At 34.8% G+C, this 18,987-nt stretch carries 13 protein-coding genes; all 13 read right to left on the bottom strand.

What is annotated here, in order from left to right; all coding sequences use genetic code 11:
- Positions 1 to 11: 11 nt before the first annotated feature.
- Complete coding sequence (locus H510_RS0115305; RefSeq protein ID WP_026905107.1) at positions 12 to 2,408, bottom strand: glycoside hydrolase family 3 N-terminal domain-containing protein; 2,397 nt, start codon at positions 2,406 to 2,408, stop codon at positions 12 to 14.
- Positions 2,409 to 2,436: 28 nt separating this feature from the next.
- Positions 2,437 to 4,596 (bottom strand): glycoside hydrolase family 3 C-terminal domain-containing protein, encoded by a 2,160-nt coding sequence (locus H510_RS0115300; RefSeq protein ID WP_081659305.1) that lies wholly within the window; start codon positions 4,594 to 4,596, stop codon positions 2,437 to 2,439.
- 19 nt (positions 4,597 to 4,615) lie between these two features.
- Complete coding sequence (locus H510_RS0115295) at positions 4,616 to 6,187, bottom strand: aldehyde dehydrogenase (NADP(+)) (protein WP_026905105.1); 1,572 nt, start codon at positions 6,185 to 6,187, stop codon at positions 4,616 to 4,618.
- On the bottom strand, positions 6,187 to 7,020 hold the full coding sequence (locus H510_RS0115290; RefSeq protein WP_026905104.1) for a fumarylacetoacetate hydrolase family protein: 834 nt from the start codon (positions 7,018 to 7,020) through the stop codon (positions 6,187 to 6,189). Before H510_RS0115290 ends, H510_RS0115295 begins: the two co-directional genes overlap by 1 nt.
- 9 nt (positions 7,021 to 7,029) lie before the next feature.
- Positions 7,030 to 8,250 (bottom strand): SGNH/GDSL hydrolase family protein, encoded by a 1,221-nt coding sequence (locus H510_RS0115285; protein WP_026905103.1) that lies wholly within the window; start codon positions 8,248 to 8,250, stop codon positions 7,030 to 7,032.
- 108 nt (positions 8,251 to 8,358) lie between these two features.
- Entirely contained in the window at positions 8,359 to 10,011 is a 1,653-nt protein-coding gene (locus H510_RS0115280; RefSeq protein WP_026905102.1) for an alpha-L-rhamnosidase-related protein, read from the bottom strand.
- A gap of 3 nt (positions 10,012 to 10,014) precedes the next feature.
- A complete protein-coding gene (locus H510_RS0115275; RefSeq protein WP_026905101.1) occupies positions 10,015 to 10,893 on the bottom strand; it encodes an alpha/beta hydrolase in 879 nt (292 codons plus the stop codon).
- Between the two features lie 24 nt (positions 10,894 to 10,917).
- Positions 10,918 to 12,744, bottom strand: coding sequence for a hypothetical protein (locus tag H510_RS0115270; protein WP_026905100.1), 1,827 nt, complete (start codon positions 12,742 to 12,744; stop codon positions 10,918 to 10,920).
- A 45-nt stretch (positions 12,745 to 12,789) separates the two neighbouring features.
- Complete coding sequence (locus H510_RS0115265; RefSeq protein WP_026905099.1) at positions 12,790 to 13,581, bottom strand: L-fucose dehydrogenase; 792 nt, start codon at positions 13,579 to 13,581, stop codon at positions 12,790 to 12,792.
- A 48-nt stretch (positions 13,582 to 13,629) separates the two neighbouring features.
- Positions 13,630 to 15,534: an MGH1-like glycoside hydrolase domain-containing protein gene (locus H510_RS0115260; RefSeq protein WP_026905098.1), complete on the bottom strand. Its 1,905-nt coding sequence runs from the start codon at positions 15,532 to 15,534 to the stop codon at positions 13,630 to 13,632.
- A 34-nt stretch (positions 15,535 to 15,568) separates the two neighbouring features.
- A complete protein-coding gene (locus H510_RS0115255; protein ID WP_026905097.1) occupies positions 15,569 to 17,233 on the bottom strand; it encodes a UxaA family hydrolase in 1,665 nt (554 codons plus the stop codon).
- 8 nt (positions 17,234 to 17,241) lie between these two features.
- Positions 17,242 to 17,571 carry an L-rhamnose mutarotase gene (locus H510_RS0115250; protein ID WP_026905096.1) on the bottom strand — a complete coding sequence of 110 codons (330 nt, stop codon included), beginning with the start codon at positions 17,569 to 17,571 and terminating at the stop codon, positions 17,242 to 17,244.
- Entirely contained in the window at positions 17,564 to 18,802 is a 1,239-nt protein-coding gene (gene fucP, locus H510_RS0115245; protein WP_026905095.1) for an L-fucose:H+ symporter permease, read from the bottom strand. Before fucP ends, H510_RS0115250 begins: the two co-directional genes overlap by 8 nt.
- Between the last annotated feature and the right edge of the window lie 185 nt (positions 18,803 to 18,987).

Below are 18,987 nucleotides of genomic sequence, written 5' to 3'. Positions count from 1 at the left end.
ACCTATTTGTTTTATTCTTTGATATTAAAACTACCTTTTAATTGAATATTCTCTGAGCTACTACCTATGCGTACCTCAAATTTACCGGGCTCTACTGTCCAATTCATGTTTTTGTCTAACAATGCCAAATCATCTGGCTTTAGGGTAAAGTTAAGGGTTTTTGTTTCACCAATTTTTAAATTTACCCGCTCAAAACCTCTAAGCTGGCTATCATAAGTAGTAACACTGCTTACCACATCTTTGATATACAGCTGTACAATCTCGTCTCCATCATATTTACCTGTATTTTTAACATCAAAAGAAATGTTTATTAAACCAGCTTTGTTTTGTTCTGTTGGCGAAATTTTTAAATTGCTATATGCAAAAGTGGTATAACTTAAGCCGTAACCAAATGGATACAGCGCCCCTTCAACGGCAGTACTTCCAAAACCATTTGGGCCTTCACTTGGTTGCCCAGCATGTGAGCCAGGTTTGAAAGGAAAATTGAATTCTATTTGTCCTACACTTTTAGGGAATGTTACCGTAAGTTTACCGCCCGGATTGTGATCTCCAAAAAGAGTTTCTGCAATAGCTTTTGGCCCGCTGGTATTAGGAAACCAGGCTTCTAAAATTGCTGGGATATATTTATTCTCCCAATTAATGGTTAGAGGTCTTCCGTTTATCAGTACCAAAACTATAGGCTTACCAGTTTCTTGTAAGGCTTGTAATAATTGTAATTGTTTACCGGGTAAACCTAAGCTAGTTCTAGACCTACTTTCTCCTACCCTAATTTCATCTTCACCTAAAACGGCAATAACAACATCTGCTGCTTGAGCTTGTTTTACTGCTTCATCTATACCGGCTTGCTCTGCTTTGGTAATCTTTTGAGGAATAATTTCACTCTCGGGCCAGTTTTCATCTATAACCTCGCAACCTTTGGCAAAAGATACCTTTGCTTGTTGACCAACGTAATTTTGTATGCCCTCTAAAACTGATGTTACATTTAATTTTTGTGGCCCATACCTACTGATATAAACTGTTTTATCTACCGCTAAAGGACCAGTAACTAAAATATTTTTAAGATTTTTTAATTGTAGGGGCAATAAGTTTTTGTCGTTTTTTAAAAGTACTAAAGATTGCTTTGCTATATCCTCAGCAAAATTTTGAGCAGCCAAATCATTCACAATTTTGGCTGCTTGCTTAGTATCTTCTACATAAGGCTTATCAAACAAGCCTAAGTTAAATTTAACTCTTAATACATCGGCTACATTTCTATCTAAAGTTGCTAAAGAAAGTTTACCCTCTTTTACCAGTTCTCTTAATGGCAAGATATAATCTTGTGGCGGTGTAAAATGCGTTCTTACATTCATTCCTGCTTCGGCTACTTGTCTCACACCATCTTTATAGCCATTGGCAACCCTGTGTTTGGTATTTACAAACTCTATAGCTTCACTATCAGATACTACATAACCTTTAAAACCATATTCTTTTCTTAGTAAATCTGTAAGGAAATAAGTACTGGCACTTACAGGTACACCATCCCAATCGTTATAACTACTCATTACCCCCCAAGGCTTTGCTTCTTTAATAACTCTTTTAAATGGATAAAGATGGATTTGATGTAATTCTCTTGGTGCCACATGTGGGTCTGTTCTAGCGTCTCCATCTCTTCCGCCCTTGGGTATACTATAAACTGCATAATGTTTTAGGGTTGAAGCAAGGCCTTGAGCTTGTATTCCCAAAACCATTTGCTTGCCTAACTCGGCTACTAAAAAAGGGTCTTCTCCATAACATTCCACAACTCTTCCCCATCTTGGGTCTCTGGCTAAATCAAGTATAGGCGCATAGATATTGGTATATCCTAAAGCTTTACCTTCTTTACCTACTATTTGCCCTGCTTGTTTAATGAGGGTTTTATTCCAAGTGCTACCAATAGCAATAGGTGCAGGTAGAGGCGTGGCTTTATCATGGTTTAAACCGTGTATCCCTTCATTGGTAAAATCAACCGGGATACCCAATCTTGTTTGCTCTACAAACCAGCGTTGAACGGTATTTTTTGCCTCGATATGTTTGGTATAAGGAAAAGAAAACTGTGTAGGCTTTAAACCATTTAAATGTTCATCTATATTGGCAATACCATCTTTCCAGATTTCATTTTGCCATGCAGGTGTTGGAAGTTCGTCTTTTAAAACCCTTTTATAGCCATATAAGGTTGCACATTGGTTTGTTTTTTCTTCTAATGTCATTTTCGACAGCAAATCGTTAATACGGCTATCTATATCTTGCTTTGGGTCTTCATAGATGTCTTTAATTCCATTTTTATTAAAATCTATCCATCCTTGATGATAAATTTTAGCCTTTTGCGAAAAAGAAAAATTTATCTGCCCCAAGCAAAAAAATACACTGATGTAAAACACTTTAATATTCATACCTTATTTAATATGCTGATGATATTTCCTAAAACTTCAGATCTCCGCTAAGTTTAATATCTGTACTAGAAGCGCCTATTAATATTTGATAATTTCCTTTTGTTAAAGTCCAATTTGATTTTTTTTCATCAAAATATTTAAAAGCCTCTAAACTACAAGACACAGAAACCTGTTTAGCTTCACCAGGGTTTAACCATACTTTTTCAAAGCCTTTTAGCTCTTTTACAGGTCTTGCTATGGTTGGGTTAAGTGCTGCAACATATAATTGAGCGGTTTCATAACCTGCTTTTTTACCTGTATTTTTTAAATTAAAAGTAATTTTTATGGTGCTATCTGGCTGTACCAATACCTTTATATCATCATATTTAAATTGAGTATAAGACAAACCATGGCCAAAAGCAAATTGTGGTTTTACCTGATAGGTATCAAAATATCTATAACCAACAAATATATCCTCGCTGTAATAGGTTACACCGTTTGTACCTGGGTAGGCAGCTAGTTTATGTGCCGGAGAGTCTTCTAACTTTACTGGAAAAGTTACTGGAAGCTTACCCGATGGATTTGTTTTACCAAAAATGATGTTAGCTAAAGCTGTACCACCCTCCATACCAGGGTACCACGCTTGTACAACTACGGCGGCATCCTTAATCCAAGCAGACATATCAACAGGACCGCCTCCCATCATGATATTGATGGTATTTGGTTTTACTTTTAATAGTGCTTTAATCAGTTCATCTTGTCCGGATGGCAATTTCATATCGGGTTTATCTTCCCCTTCGGTATCGTAAGCTTTTTCTTCCCATTTGGTATAATCATAACCGTGATGCCAGCCTCCTACAAAAATTACTTGGTCTGCGTTTGTTGCTAACTTAACTGCTTCATTAATTAACTGAGGGTTAGCTACAGCACCTCTTTTGATTTCATAACCATCAGCATAAACTACTTTTGCTTTACCAGCAAAATATCTCTCTATACCTTGTAAGGGAGTAATCTCATATTTTGCTTTAACATGAGAGCTACCTCCACCAAAAGCATGCGGACGTTTTGCATTAAGTCCGATAACTGCAATAGTTTTAATTTTCTTTGCATTTAAAGGCAAAATGTTATTCTCATTTTTTAAAAGCACAATAGACTCTTCTGCAATTTCTAGGGCTTTTTTAAAATGTGCTGGTGTAGCAAATGCACCTGGTGTACGTTTAGCATTCTCCAACATATTGGTTTTATACATGATTCTTAAAATGCGTCTTACCTTTTCATCAATAATAGCTACAGGTACTTTTTTATCCTTAACTAAACTAATTACGGTATCTGCTAAGAAGAAATCATTATAACCTGCCCCTTTAGGTAAGGTAAACTCAGAGCCAAACTCTATATCCGTACCATTGTATAAGGCTTCCATGGTGTTATGTATAGCACCCCAATCACTTATCAATACCCCTTTAAAGCCCCATTGTCCTTTTAAAATCTGATTGATTAAATAGTGATTTTGAGCCGCCCACTGCCCTCTAAATTTATTGTAAGAACCCATTACCGTATTTACATCGCCTTCTAAAACAGCAGCCTTAAAACCCGGTAAATAAATTTCATGCAAAGCTCTATCGCTCATATTTACATCTATGGTATTTCTGTCTTTTTCTTGGTTGTTGGCAATGTAATGCTTTACACTGGCAGATATGCCTTGGTCTTGTACACCTTTGATATAACCAACAGCCATACGGGCATTTAAATAAGGATCTTCACTTAAATACTCAAAATTCCTTCCGTTTAAAGGTGTTCTAATAATATTGACACCGGGTCCCAAAATCACGTCTTTTCCTCTTGCTTTGGCTTCATTAGCTAATACTTTCCCAAATTCATAACCTAATTTGGTATTCCAAGTGGCTGCAAGTCCAATTCCGGTTGGTAAATAAGTACCGGCATCATCTACGTTATCATTGGTATAATCCCAATCTCTACCGTGTTCTACCCTTACTCCATGTGGTCCATCAGAAGTTATCAGTTCTGGAATACCTAAACGCGGAACTCCGCCAGAGGTAAAAGAAGAATTAGCATGAATCATCCCTACTTTTTCTTCAAGTGTCATCAAAGAAATCAGGCTATCTATTTTTCTTTCTATATTTTTTTCTTGTGCTGATGCAGTATTAAAAAAGCTTATCAAAACCAAGAAGCAGGTACATTTATTAATCATGATATGAAGAATTTAAGCTTTAATTTTTAGATGATACTCCGTTTACGGTTCTGATAATATTTAAAGGATTTCCTCTTTTTAAGGCATCGGGTAACAAGTCATCTGGACAATTCTGGAAGCATAATGGTCTTGTAAACCTATATATCGCTGTTGTACCAACTGATGTAGAACGAGCATCAGTTGTTGCAGGATATGGACCACCATGTACCATGGCATGCGTAACTTCAACCCCAGTTGGGAAATTATTAAAAATTAGTCTTCCTACTTTTTGTTGAAGTATATGGATAAGCTCCTGATATTGTTTTAAATCATCATCTGTACCAAATACGGTAGCCGTTAAATGTCCTTTTAATGATTTAGCAAATTTAATCACCTCTGAAACATTTGCTGCACTAACAGCTACAGTAGATGGGCCAAAAACTTCTTCCATTATTTTCTCGTTTCGGATAACCGTATCAACCTGACTAAGCAATAACTGTGGTCTTACTTCTGCATTTTGTGCATCCTGTGTAAGGCTGGTTACACCATTTTCTTGTTTGATGTGGTGAATACCATCTATAAAGGCCTTTTTTATCGCTGGCGTTAGCATGGGACCTAAGGTAATACTTGACAAATCTGAGGCTGTTTGTTTGATAAAACCATCTGCTTGTTCTGATTGCTCTACTACAAACAAACCCGGATTGGTACAAAACTGCCCAACCCCTAAGGTTACAGATGCTGCTAAGCCTTTAGCTAGTTCTTCTTTCTTTTCTTTCAAAATTCCTGGAAGAAAAAATACAGGATTAACACTCCCCATTTCTGCATATACGGGTATAGGGCATGCTCTTCTGGTTGCTAAATCATAAAGGGCTTTTCCACCTTTGAAAGAACCTGTAAAACCTACGGCGGTAATCAAATCATTTTGAACTAAAGCACCACCCGTTTCGTGGGTTTGTCCTTGCAGCATATTAAATACGCCAAGGGGCATTTGACACTTGATGATTGCTTTCTTTATCGCTTGTGCTACTATCTCGCAAGTTGCAGGATGCGCAGGATGTGCTTTAAACACTACAGGACAACCTGCAGCTAAAGCACTAACGGTATCTCCGCCTGCTACAGAAAATGCAAAAGGGAAATTACTAGCTCCAAAAACTGCAACCGGCCCTAGTGGTACTTGTAACATTCTGATATCTGCTTTTGGCAAAGGTAAACGCTCTGGCTGGGCTTCGTCTATAATCGCATTAACCCAATGTCCATCTTTTAATAATTTGGCAAATAAATTTAACTGCGAAGTGGTGCGCCCAATTTCTCCGTTTAGTCTTGCCTCTGGCAAACCAGTTTCTTTTTGTGCAGTTTCTACCAAAGGTTTGGTTAATGCTGCTATTTCTAAGGCTATTTCTTCTAAAAACTCTGCTCTTTTGGTATCACTTTTAAGCTTATACGCTTCAAAAGCTTTTTGTGCAGCGTTGCAAGCATCGCTTACTTCCTGTAAGGTAGCTTCGTAAAAACTATGCGTTAAGTTTTTATCTCCGTCGGCAAAATGGGCGTTAAAACTTGTATTTCCTCTAGCTACAAATTCGCCATTTATAAGATGTTTTCCAGTTATATCCATTATTCTACGCTATTTTTAAGTGTTCCAATATTTTCTATGTAGATACTTATCTCATCTCCGCTTTCTAAAGTAAATTCATTTGGTGGCACCAAACATGTACCTGTCATTAAAAAACATCCATAAGGGAAGTCGCATTCTCTAAATAAAAACTCAACCAACTCGGTATGTTTCCTTTTCATTTGACTTATTTGAACACTATCTTGATATAATGTATTCCCACCTCTATCAATGATGATACTGATTTTTGTTTCTGGCGAGATAGGAGCTTTAGGAACATAAATACATGGCCCTAAAGCAGCACATTTTTCATAAACTTTTGCCTGCGGTAAATACAACGGATTTTCGCCCTCTATACTTCTAGAGCTCATATCATTACCAATGGTATAACCCACAATTTTACCACTTGATGTAACCAATAATGTTAATTCAGGCTCTGGTACATTCCAGGTAGAATCCTTTCTTATTCTTACTTTTTGGTTGGTACCTACTACCCTCTGTGCTGTAGCTTTAAAAAATATCTCAGGTCTTTCTGCATCATAAACTTTATCATAAAATGTTGCCCCTGCAGCTTCCTGAGATTCTTCCATTCTTGCATCTCTACTTCTAAGATAGGTTACCCCTGCTGCCCAAACTTCTTGCGATGCCAATGGCGCTTGTATTTGAGATTGGAAATTTGTGTCTATCAAAGGTGTTAAACCTGCAATCTTGTTCTCAAGAAAATTATATAAATTTTCCTGATTGATGAACTGATCAAAATTTTCTTCTTTTGTTAAATAGTAATTGTTTTTCTCATCTTCAATTACGATACCGTCTGTTATTTTGTATATTTTCATTTTTACTAATTATTTATCTACCATTAAAATTTTACCAACTCTCCAAGTTTCTTTTTTGTAATCTTCAGTATCTGTGGCTTTACCTAAAATTCTTGCTTTATCTATCCTGTTTGGGGCTAAGCTTATGCTGATGCTATGCTGAATATCTGGCGCTAGGCCATCAATAATAAACCAATGCAATCTTTCATAGGAGCAAAATCTATCAAAACGGGTGATATATTGGGGTTCTTGATCATCAATTTTTATTTTTAATGTTCCTGATGATGGTCCAATAATATCCATAAAACCAATTCTATCTCCTTTAAATTGTATTTGTAAAAGGTCTTCTACTTGGTTTAAGGCGAAAATATTTTGTATCAAGGATGAAAATTTAGGCGGAGGAATTTCTGCCTTTATACCATTAAACATCTGCGTTTCAAGATGAGTCATTTTTGCTTTTTCCAATTGAGCAGAGTAGTAAATGTCTTTTTTAGAGTTAAACCGCTTCCCTTTGTTTAATAATTTATCTAAAGCCTTGGTTAAGGTTTGCGTATAATACAGATGTCCTGTATTTTCATAAGGATGAACACCATCTGAGGAGAAGTAAGTACTATCTGGATGCTGCTTTGGCCCAATCACAGCCAATGTTTTATTTTTTATCCTTTGGATAATATCTGGCGCAAAATTTACTGATGAGATATTGTAATGGCTTGCGATTTCTTCCATTGCGATAATGGAGTTAGGATAAAAGCCTTTTTCATAGCTCTCTAACATGGCCTCTGAGAAGGTATAAATAAAACAAATATCTGTTTTAGGATTAGCTTTCTTGATTTTCAGAACCATGCCTTCAAAAGCTTCTAAAATATGATGTTTTGACGCTTTATAATCGTTTACAGCAAATTCTATAAATACCAAATCGGGCTGGTGGTTTAATACATGTTCATCTATCCTGTAAACCCCTAGCGATGAGCCTGTACCACTTAAACCCGCATTTATTTGTTTAAACTTAGCGTTTGGATATTTACTCGCAAACCATTGCATGGTTTGGTCTCTCCAGCCTTTATTTGTTTCTGTTATACTACCACCTATAAAGGCAATTTTTAAAGTATCTGTTACTTTAAGAAGTTTCTGATAACTATTGTTTAAATAGGCTCTTTTTTTAAGTATTGGGATAAAGTCTTGAGCTTGAACTCCTATATTTAAACCAATAGCAATAAGTACAAAAGTTAAACGAAGTTTGTAAAGCATCATCAAGGTTTATGGCTCAAATCTAAAAAGTAAGCTTTACTAAAAAATGATTAGAATTGGCAGTTTTTTAAACTTTTTGTACAAGAAATGATAAAAATTTCTGGAATCAGCCTATTTACTCTTTTGAAAAATTTCTGGATACTTTCTTATAAAATACATAGGTGTACAACTCCAAGCGTGGCAATAACTATTTATAGGATAGAAATTATAGGGCGATGAAAAATCATTATCCACCACATTTACTTCCCAAAAAGTATCTGCTCCTTTTTGTATCATACTGCCCCAATGTTGCTTTAACAGCTCTGCTGCTGCCGCATTTTGCTTGGTATTGATTAATGCTTGTACATAATAATGGTGCAGATAAGGAGTAACTGGTTTTACAGCATTTTTATAACGGCTAACATTTATCAGAATTTCTTTAGCTGTTTTTTTAGGTAAAATATCAGCCAAAACAACCCAAATTTGCGAAGCATAAGAAACCTGATTTTTCGCTCCACTTACAAAAAGCCTTTGCTTTTCGTCAAAATTATGGCTAATTAAATAATTGGCTAAAAGTGATATTTTAGCTTGAATAGCTTCTACCTCTTTTACTTTATCTAAACTTTTTGCCAAAGAAATAAGTTCTTTTGCTGCAAAAATTAAGATGGCTTGTGTGGCAGTTTCTTTATCTAAATCTGGATGCCAATCAAAAAAAGAACCTCCATTTTTATTGGCCTCTGCATAATTAAATTTACCTTCTTGATTTACAAATTTCATCAAATAATTAAACTGATGTAAAGCTAAAGGCCATAAATCATTTCCGGTATTTAAATCTTTAGAAAAGCTTACATACTCTTTTAAAGTTGCGATATAGAGTAAGCTATAATCTATAATATGAGCACCTTTTTGTGCATGCGGATAAGGTTTCTCAAATACATTGGAAGGTAAATAACCTAATGAATCACTTAAAGCGGCTAATAAATACAAACTTCTTTTGGTTAAATCGTGACTTTTGAAAGAATAATTATTAGCCAAACTTTGCAGGTATAAATCGCCTATCCATAATCTTTGATCTCTTTTAGGGCCATCTTCAAAAACTGTTTGCATACACTCTTTTAAAGTAAGTACGCTTACACTATCTATTTTGGTGATTAAGGGGTCATCAAATTTCCTGAATTGATTTGCCCAACCCGAGGCAGATGTTGTGGTATTTAAGGTTATTTTATCTATAGCAAATTCAAACCACGGCGAAGCGCCCAATAGCTCTATCTTTAAATATCTGCCAGCTACTCTTCTTGGTAATTTTAATTGGTAAGGTATACTTTCTATATTGATGATTTCTTCTTGTGTCCAGCCTTTACTTAGTACGCCAGTGTATTTTTCTGTCACGGCCATAATTTCTGATGGCACTTCGCCAAAAGTAAATTTTAGCCTAGTTGGTGCATCAGCAGTACCTTTTAATATTTTAAAATCTATTTCGCAGTAACCGGTGTAGTGAGCGCCAAAATCAACAATTACCTGGCTTAATTTATTGAAAGACTGGTGGTTTAAACTATCTAAACCATTAACCTTAACAGCTTTGTACCCTTGAAAAGCATTTTCATCCTTTACAATATTAACTATACTTTTAGGTGCTACAGCTTCATATTCAAGCTTTGGCTGGTATTGCTCGGCAATTTTTAACCACGCTTCTTTTTGTTTTGCAAATAAATCTTGAGACTTTGCAGTTTTAAATAGGAATAACAAAGCCGTAAATAAGTAAAGGTAATATTTTGTTGAAAGCATAAACTACTTCAAATTTTGGTAAATAAACTGATAAACATCTATAAATGCTGCTTGCCAATAGGCCCAATTATGAGCACCATCTTTTATTCTTAACTCATGTGGAATTTCTCTTTTCTTTAATGCCAAATGGGTCATGATATTTCCATTTATCAAGTAATCATCATCTCCACAGTCTAAATACCATTTCACACTTTTTAAACTATCTATTTGGCCACGTTCTATTAGGTTAATGATGGAGTTTTGGTACCAAGTTTTATTAAGCCTTTTTTTCCCTTTTAAGTTAGCTCCTAATAATGAAGCATAAGCAGAACGGTTATAAAGAGAATCTTTCATACTCACTAATTCTTCATCTGTTCTTATTGCAGAACTAAGAGGTGCTGCTACTTTAAAGTATCCTGGATATTTGATAGCATATAAAAAAGAGCCAAAACCACCCATAGATAAACCTGATATTGCTCTAGAATTTTTTTTCTTTTCTATCCTATAGTTATTTTCTATATACGGAATAAACTCTTTAAAAAAATAGTCTTCATATTTTACAGAACCATCGTGAAAGTTCATGTAATATGTTTTCATAGCATCGGGCATAACGATAACTACCGGAAAATTAAGATTAGCTAATGTTTGACTGTTTAAAGCATCCACTATTTTACCTTTATCAATCCAAGCATTTTCGTTATCACCGTAACCATGTAGTAAATATAAAACAGGATATTTTTTATCCTCTTTATCATAATTAGCTGGTAAATAAACAGCATATTTCATCTCTTTATTTAAGATGTTACTTTTTAAGGATAAGTTTTTGATGACAGTCCCTTGCTGTGCATAAGAAAAAAGACTAATACAAAAAGCCAATAAAAGGCTAAAAAACAATTTTTTCATGAGTTTTATCATCCTAACTTATATCTAGTTTGAGTTAATTACTTCGAATAATTTATCAGTTGCCAGCCCTTTATTTATTAATGAATTCCATATTGAATATATAGCTGCATTCCATCCTTGATTAGCTTTATAGGATTTACCTGTTACTGTATTATTATATTCGAAATAAGTACCACCTAAATCAAAATCCAATTTCCCTCTCCATAAAACTTCTTCTAAAGCCCCTGGACTATCATGTAAATAAGCATTAATTAAAAATAACATATCATATAAATACCACGAACCTCCCCATTGGTAATTACCTATTCCTCCGCCTTCACTAACATCTACCTTAAAATTCGGAACTGTATAATCATCATAAGAAGCGTAAGCTCCATTTGGTTTTGCAGTAATTTTGTATCCAAATGGAGTCTTTAAAAGTTTCTTTGCAGTAGCAAAAGATTGTTGTACATCAGCATCAGGTAAAAGCTTTTTATCAAATAATAATTGACTTAGTAAATCTCCAATGGTTGCATCTAAACAAATGATATCTTTTTGCTCACTTAATGGATAGTACCCTTTTTTATTGAACATATTCTTATAATTAGATATAACTAATTCTAAGGGTATCTGAGATTTTAATCCAAGTTCTTGAGCAGACATTAAAGCTACAGCAAGTAACCCTTGATTATAAGCTATGACATCATCATCCTCAAAAGCAACTAAATCATACCAAGATTGGTAATTTTTCTTTACTGGGTCGTTTGCAGCATAATATTTGCCATTACGAACATGCTCCTCAATGTATTTAAGGCTATTTTTAGCGGCTTGTAAGTTGGGTTTTCCTCCGTTTTTAGCTATGCGATAAGCCCAAATTAGTGCAAAAAGCGGACGTTCTGCCCCTGGAGTTTGATCAACAGCTTCATTTTTATAACATTCTGCTTCAAATTTTGGGGGTAAAATCATGGATTGCCAGAAAGCATCTCTACTGTATTGTTTATTACTATACTCAATTCCAGGAACAATCCAGTACTCGCTATTATTCTTTTCATTTTTTCGCAAGTGCATGTAATTAGAGCCAAATGAAGTGGCGTAAAATCTATTAATTTCACTTTTATCCCCCCAATGCGTAGTAATATTTTTCAAAACTTCCTCTCGCAAATCATTTAAGTTATCTATGTTTTTAGATTTAAAGATAATAGCATTAAAATGATGTGACTTTTGCTTATTTAATTCGGGATAATATGATTTTATAATAGCATCTGGTTTAAGATTAGAAAAATCTTTACCGTTATCTCCAGAAGAAATTGAAGCTATATTTTTATTAGGGTTAATATATTGCGTTGTGTAATTATCATAGAAAGCTGGTGCATCACTAATTAGTGTTGTATAAGTATCCTTTATTTTAACGGCTACCATTGGAACCGCCTGAGCTTTTAAATTAGGAAAAACATGATTCATCGGGTCATGAGGGCTTTGCCTAAATAAGCTCTCCTTATTTTCTATGCCAGAATAACTATAAAATTCTCCAGAGTTAGTTGTTAATCTGAGTGTAATAAATGCATTCCTCTTTTCTTTAGCAGAAGCAATTACATTTACCCGAATTTGATTATTAGCTTCTGTAACGGAGATAGCCACTCTTATACCATCAACAACCTTTGATATATTGCTGTTATCTTTTTTTATCTCAGCTACTAGTAATGGTTCTTTATCGTCTTGTTCTAAAAAAACAGCCAAACTAACATCATCATCTTTATATTGAGCGTTACTTGCAGAACCATAACTCCATATTAAAAATATCATTACTAAAACCCTAACTGGATAGGTTTTAGACATCCGCATTAAACTCATAACTTTAAATAAAAAACTCATAATCAATAAATTAGCAAGAAAATAAATTTTAGAAACTCTAATGTTTTACTTTAATTTATTCAATGCTCTATCCAAATGTGTATAGCCTCCGTCTACATGGATAAGTTGCCCAGTGGTATGACTTGATACTTCAGATAATAAAAAAGCCACCATATTTGCTATTTCCTCTGCTGTTGTCATTCTGTTTTCTAGAGGGATGGTATTGGTTATTTCTTTTAGTTTTTCTTCGGGGTTTTCAAGAGATTTAATCCAGCTCTCATACATGGGGGTATAACATTCTGCTACGATAACTGCATTTACCCTGATATTGTATTTTAAAAGTTCTACAGCCCATTCTCTGGTTAAGGCATTTCTACCTCCGTTAGCGGCAGCATAAGCTGATGTTCCGCCTTGCCCTGTTTCGGCTGTTTTGGAGCCTATATTAACAATATTACCGCTAGATTCTTTTAAATAAGGTAAACACTCATGCGCTAGAAGATAATAATGCACTAAATTTTTATGTAAGGATGCCATAAATTTCTCATAACTACCGTGTTCTAAATTTACACCATCATTAACGCCTGCATTGTTTACTAAGCCATCAATTCTACCAAATTTATCCACTACAGCTTCAATAGATTTTTTACACTCCTCTGGCGAGCTTAACTCTGCCTGTACAGCAAAAGCCTGATAACCAGCGCTTGATAAACTTTCTACTACTTTATTAGCATCTGCAATATTCCTACCTATAATTACTGGTATTGCGCCTTCATTTGCTAAAACTCTTACAACTCCTTCGCCTATACCTTTAGCTCCGCCCGAAACTATAACTACCTTATCTTTTAAATTTAAATCCATTAAAAAAAATCAAATCACTAATATTTATCTACAAAATATCTATTTAGGCTATTTACTTATCTTTTGAAGTGGTTTACCCATGTAACCTTCATCTATTAAAGAAATAAAACCTAGCAATGCGCCCCAATGGTAAAAATTATCTGATTGATTGATGATTTCATCTGGGGTTCTACCTACTCCTGCTATAGCATGATAATTTTCGTAAACATAGCCCCCTGTTGCTTTATAATTGTCTACCAATAATTTTGCAGATTTCTCAACCAATTCTGCTTTGTAAGTGGTATTATAGTTCCTCAGACCTAAATAAACCAATAAGTTTAATGGACCCCATACTCTACCTTTCCAATAGTCGTGTTCCTGATAATACTTATTATTTTTAGGTATGGATGGTATGATCCAATCTCCAGCGTATTCTTCGGGGTTTTGCAGATGACTAATCATCCTATCAGCCTGTGATTGTTTAGGTAAATTGATGAGTAAAGGATAAAAATTTGTTGGGGAAGTTACCTGATTAAACGCTTTAATATCAGTTCTGTAATTTAAGTATTGCCCTGTTTCTTGATCCCATAATTTACCTAATGCCTTTTTATAAATAGCTGCTCTGTCTTTTAATTGTTTAGCAATTTTATGTTTGCCTAGTATTTGGGCGATGTCTCCCAAAGCCTCGCAATCCATAATAAATAGTGCTTGTAAGCCAACATCTGCTTGCTCCATTAAGTGTGTTTTCTTATTAAATGGAACATCGATAAACATGGGTGAGTTATCTAAACCAGATTCGTAAGCTGCTGCTTGCCAAGTATTTGCTGATGCATCTCCTAAGGAATCTGAACCCCAACATAATAAATTTTCTGAGGTAGCTCTACTCTTTACCCACCAATTGTTCCAACTTAATAGATCATCAAAAACGTATTCTAAGAACCATTTTTCTGGATGTTTTCTATATATTTCTCTAATCATGGTGCTACCAACAGGGGGTTGAGATCTATCGGCAGACATTCTATTTTCTCCGGAAGTATAGTTAGGTACAAAACCGCCTGGCGTTAAGCTCTTGGTAATAGCTATGGCATTAGAAAAGGCTAAATCTTTATTAAAAAGTGAAGCCATGTATGCTCCAAAATAGGTATCCCAGGCAAACAATACAAACGGACCTCCAAATGATTCGCTCCAGTATCTGCTTACGGGTGTAATAACCCTATCATTCAAAGGGTCATATGTAGTATTAAAACCAATAGCATTTTGAATGATACTAACCATTTCTGCTTGGTTTTTATACTGTTCCAAGCTTTTCTGATGTTTTAACTTAACAGTTTCAATAGCTTGTTCTATATTGGCTAAACTTAAGTGGGCTTTGCTTGTAAAAGCAATTTTTCCTTCCATGTCAAAAGCCAGATAAGGGTTATTGATAGGTAAGATAGATTTTGTTGCTTGTTGAGTTGCCTGTACCTGAATTTTTTTTTGAGGCAATTGGGCTATGATGGTATGACCATCTTTTTGCACCGTACCAGCCGCATTCCACAAGATACCACCTTCAAGAACTATCGTTGGTTTAAGCCCACTATATTTTATTGGGGTAACCAGCAAATATAATTCGTCATTGATATTTGCAGATTTAATGTTTACTTCTATTCCCTCATAGGTTAATAAAACTTCGCTATAATCTCCGTTTGCACTATAAGCTATAGGAAATACTTGTTCTGGTCTTTTTACTTTTGTTGAAATATAGGCATCGCCCATGTAGCCATATAAGCCTATATTGTTACTTTTTAAGCTTAATTTAACCGAAAAATTACCGGGCATATAAACATAACTTAAAATACTGCTATGGTTATAGGTATGCCAACCTTGTTTTAAATTTTCTTGTACTTTTAAATAAGCATCATGCTGAAAAGCTTGGGTACTATAAAATGGAAGGGATAAGCAAAAAAATAATAAATAACTAAGTTTAATTTTCATGATGTCTTCATTGAATAAATTTGATTACACAATTTTATAAAGAGATGTCTCTTTTCCAAGGTATAAAATCATCTTGGCAAAGTTTAACAGATTTGGGTGTTTCCTCGCCGCTTGCCACTTTTATAACATACTCTAAAATTCTTCCTCCAGCTTGTTTTATAGTTTCTTCCCCTTCTATGATAGAACCGCAATTGATATCAATAATATCGGGCATTTTTTTGTATAAAGCTGTATTGGTAGATAATTTTATAACAGGGGCAACAGGGTTTCCGGTTGGGGTTCCTAAGCCAGTGGTAAACAATACGATATTTGCGCCAGCGCCTACTACTGCGGTAGTACTTTCTACATCACTACCTGGTGTACAAAGTAAAACAAGACCTGGTTTTTCAACTTTTTCAGGATAATCAAGAACTTGAGTAACTGGTGAAGTACCTCCCTTTTTTGCGGCCCCAGCCGATTTTATAGCATCAGTAATTAAGCCGTCTTTGATGTTTCCTGGTGATGGATTGGCGAAGAAACCCGAGCCTAAAGCTTCTGCTTTATCATTATAAGATTTCATTAAACTTATAAATCTGCTAGCGTTTTCATCATCCACACAGCGGTCTGCAAGTTCTTGCTCTACACCGCACAGCTCTGGAAATTCTGCCAGTATAACAGAGCCTCCTAAAGCCGATATTAAATCGGAAGTATAACCAATGGCCGGGTTGGCGGATATTCCAGAAAATCCGTCGGAACCACCACACTCTAAACCGACACAAAGTTTACTTAAAGGTGCTGGTTTACGGGTTAACTTATTTATTTCTATTAAACCACAAAAGGTACTCTTTAAAGCTTTATTGATAAGGTTTTCTTCTGTGCCTTCTACTTGTTGTTCAAAAACATACAAAGGCTTAGAAAAATGCGCATCGCGTTTACAAATTTCTTCTTTTAATAAACTTACTTGTGCATTTTGGCATCCTAAACTTAATACCGTAGCACCAGCAACATTGGCATTTGTGATGTATCCGGCCAATAAACCACATAAATTTCTGGCATCGTTACGTGTGCCTCCGCACCCTAAATCATGCGTCAAAAATTTTATTCCATCCACATTTGGGAATAATGGATTGGCTTTATGCTCATCAGTCTTAATTTCATCGAAATTAATGCTTAAAATATCATCAACCGTTTTTCCTGATTTATAATACTCTACAAGTATATCAGATTTTAATTGATAACTGGTAGTTTTCCCATAGCCTAGTTTATCTACCAAGGCCTGTTTCAGGATATTCATATTCCGATTTTCGCAAAATACCAGAGAAATAACCAACCAATAATTAGCTGTTCCTACAGAACCATCAGAACGGTGATAGCCATTAAAAGTTTTATCTTGCCATTTTTGAGTGTCGGGCAAAGTCCAGCTGGTATTTCTTTTACCCAAAGAAAAATCATTTGTAGCGTGTTTAACATTGGTGATGGTTAACAAAGCACCTTGATTAATATGTTCATTTGCTTTTCCTACAAGTACACCATACATAATAACTTCATCATTTGGTTGTAAAGCGGTTGTGGCAAACTTATGCTTAGCTTTAACATCATCTAACAAAATGAAATTTTCTTTTAGATGTTCAATTACGGTTCCTTTAGGAAGATCTTGTAATGCAACCAAAACATTATCCTGAGGGTGTATTTGGAGGTAATTCTTGTTTGAAGGGTTCATTTATATATTTATAAATCAAATATTTTTTTCATTAAAATCCACTTTTCATTTTCTTTGGCCTGGGGTAAAGCTTTTTGATATTTCCACATCAGGTTTTCCCATTCTTGTACTTTTGGATTTTCTTGGTCTTTCTTTGCCTTTTCAGCAAAGCTAAAATCATCCGTAGTTTCCATAATCATGAATAATCTGGTGTGCAGCCTGTATATCTGCATATTGAGTATACCACTATCCTTTATACTTTTTTCTATTTCTGGCCATATTTTAATATGATAGCGTTCGTATTCCTGTATTAAAGCATCATCATCTATCAGATCCAGAGCTAAACAATATCTATTCATTAAACTTAACTTTTGATTGTACTGCAAATAAGAAAACTATTAAAAAGCAAAATAGAGGTACGATATAGGCGATTTGGATATTCACCATATCTGATATTTTGCCCATAATTAAAGGAAAAAAAGCACCTCCAGCTATGGCCATCACTAATAAAGATGAGCCTATTTTCTTTTCTTCTCCTAAACCATCTAAGCTTAAAGAAAATATGGTTGGAAACATGATAGACATAAAAAACTCAACCCCAATTAGAGCATAGATAGAGAGCATATTACCGAAATTAATAGCCATTATTAACAATATCACGTTAGCTATACTATAAATGGCTAATAATACTCTTGGAGAGATATACTTCATTAAAAATGTTCCAACAAAACGGCCTATCATAAACACCAATAAGGCAACAGATAGGTACATAGCTGCGTCTTTTTCTGCTACACCGGCTGCCTCACCAATAAATCTGATAAAAAAGCTTGATACACACACTTGTGCTCCTACGTAAAAGAATTGAGCAATAACACCAAAAATTAAATTTTTATTTTTCCAAATGCTTCGTTTGGATATGGAATTTTCATGATTATCGACGCTTATTTCTGGTAATTTTACACGCCAGATGATGATAGCAACCAATAATACAATGATACCAATAAGAAGGTAAGGGATTTGTACACTAAGGGCTTCTTGTCTTAAGAATTCTTCTTTCTCCAGAAGCGACATATTTGCTTTTTGTTCATCAGATAAATGAACACCTGATAATATAAATATCCCTCCTAGGAAAGGAGCCAATGTGGCAGCCAAGCCATTAAAAGATTGCGAAAAATTAAGCCTGATGGTGGCGGTTTCTGGCTCGCCTAAAACTGTTATATAAGGGTTGGCTGCTGTTTCTAAAAATGTTAAGCCACTGGCTATGATAAATAAGGCAAGTAAAAAGAAACTAAAGTTTCTCAATTCTGCGGCTGGCCAAAACAAAAAAGCGCCTATGGCAAACAATAAAAGGCCAAATACAATACCAGATTTATAGCCAAACTTTTTCATGAGCATACCCGATGGTATGGCCATTATAAAATAACCAATATAAAAGGCAGAGTCTATCAGTGCTGATTCTAAATCTGTTAACTCACATGCTTTTTTTAAGTGCGGAATTAATATGGGATTTAAATTGTGAGCAAAACCCCACAAGAAAAAAAGCGTTGTAATAAGTATAAATGGAAGTAAATATTTCCTGTTCGTAAGCATATTAAATTTAATTCTTAAAAATTTTTATTAAGAAGTGGGACTATAATATTGGGGTTTATAAATGCTAAAGATATTGATTAAGCAAGCTGGCTGATTATAATAAATTGGCTATTTTTTAAACTAAATTGACAAATTATAAATTTAAAGCTCTTTAAAAAATAAAGCTTGCTGATTATCATTTCAGC

This window comes from Pedobacter glucosidilyticus DSM 23534 (assembly GCF_000425145.1).
GTDB lineage: Bacteria > Bacteroidota > Bacteroidia > Sphingobacteriales > Sphingobacteriaceae > Pseudopedobacter > Pseudopedobacter glucosidilyticus.
Note: the sequence above shows the minus strand (reverse complement) of the source record. Positions and strands in the feature narration are given on the sequence as shown.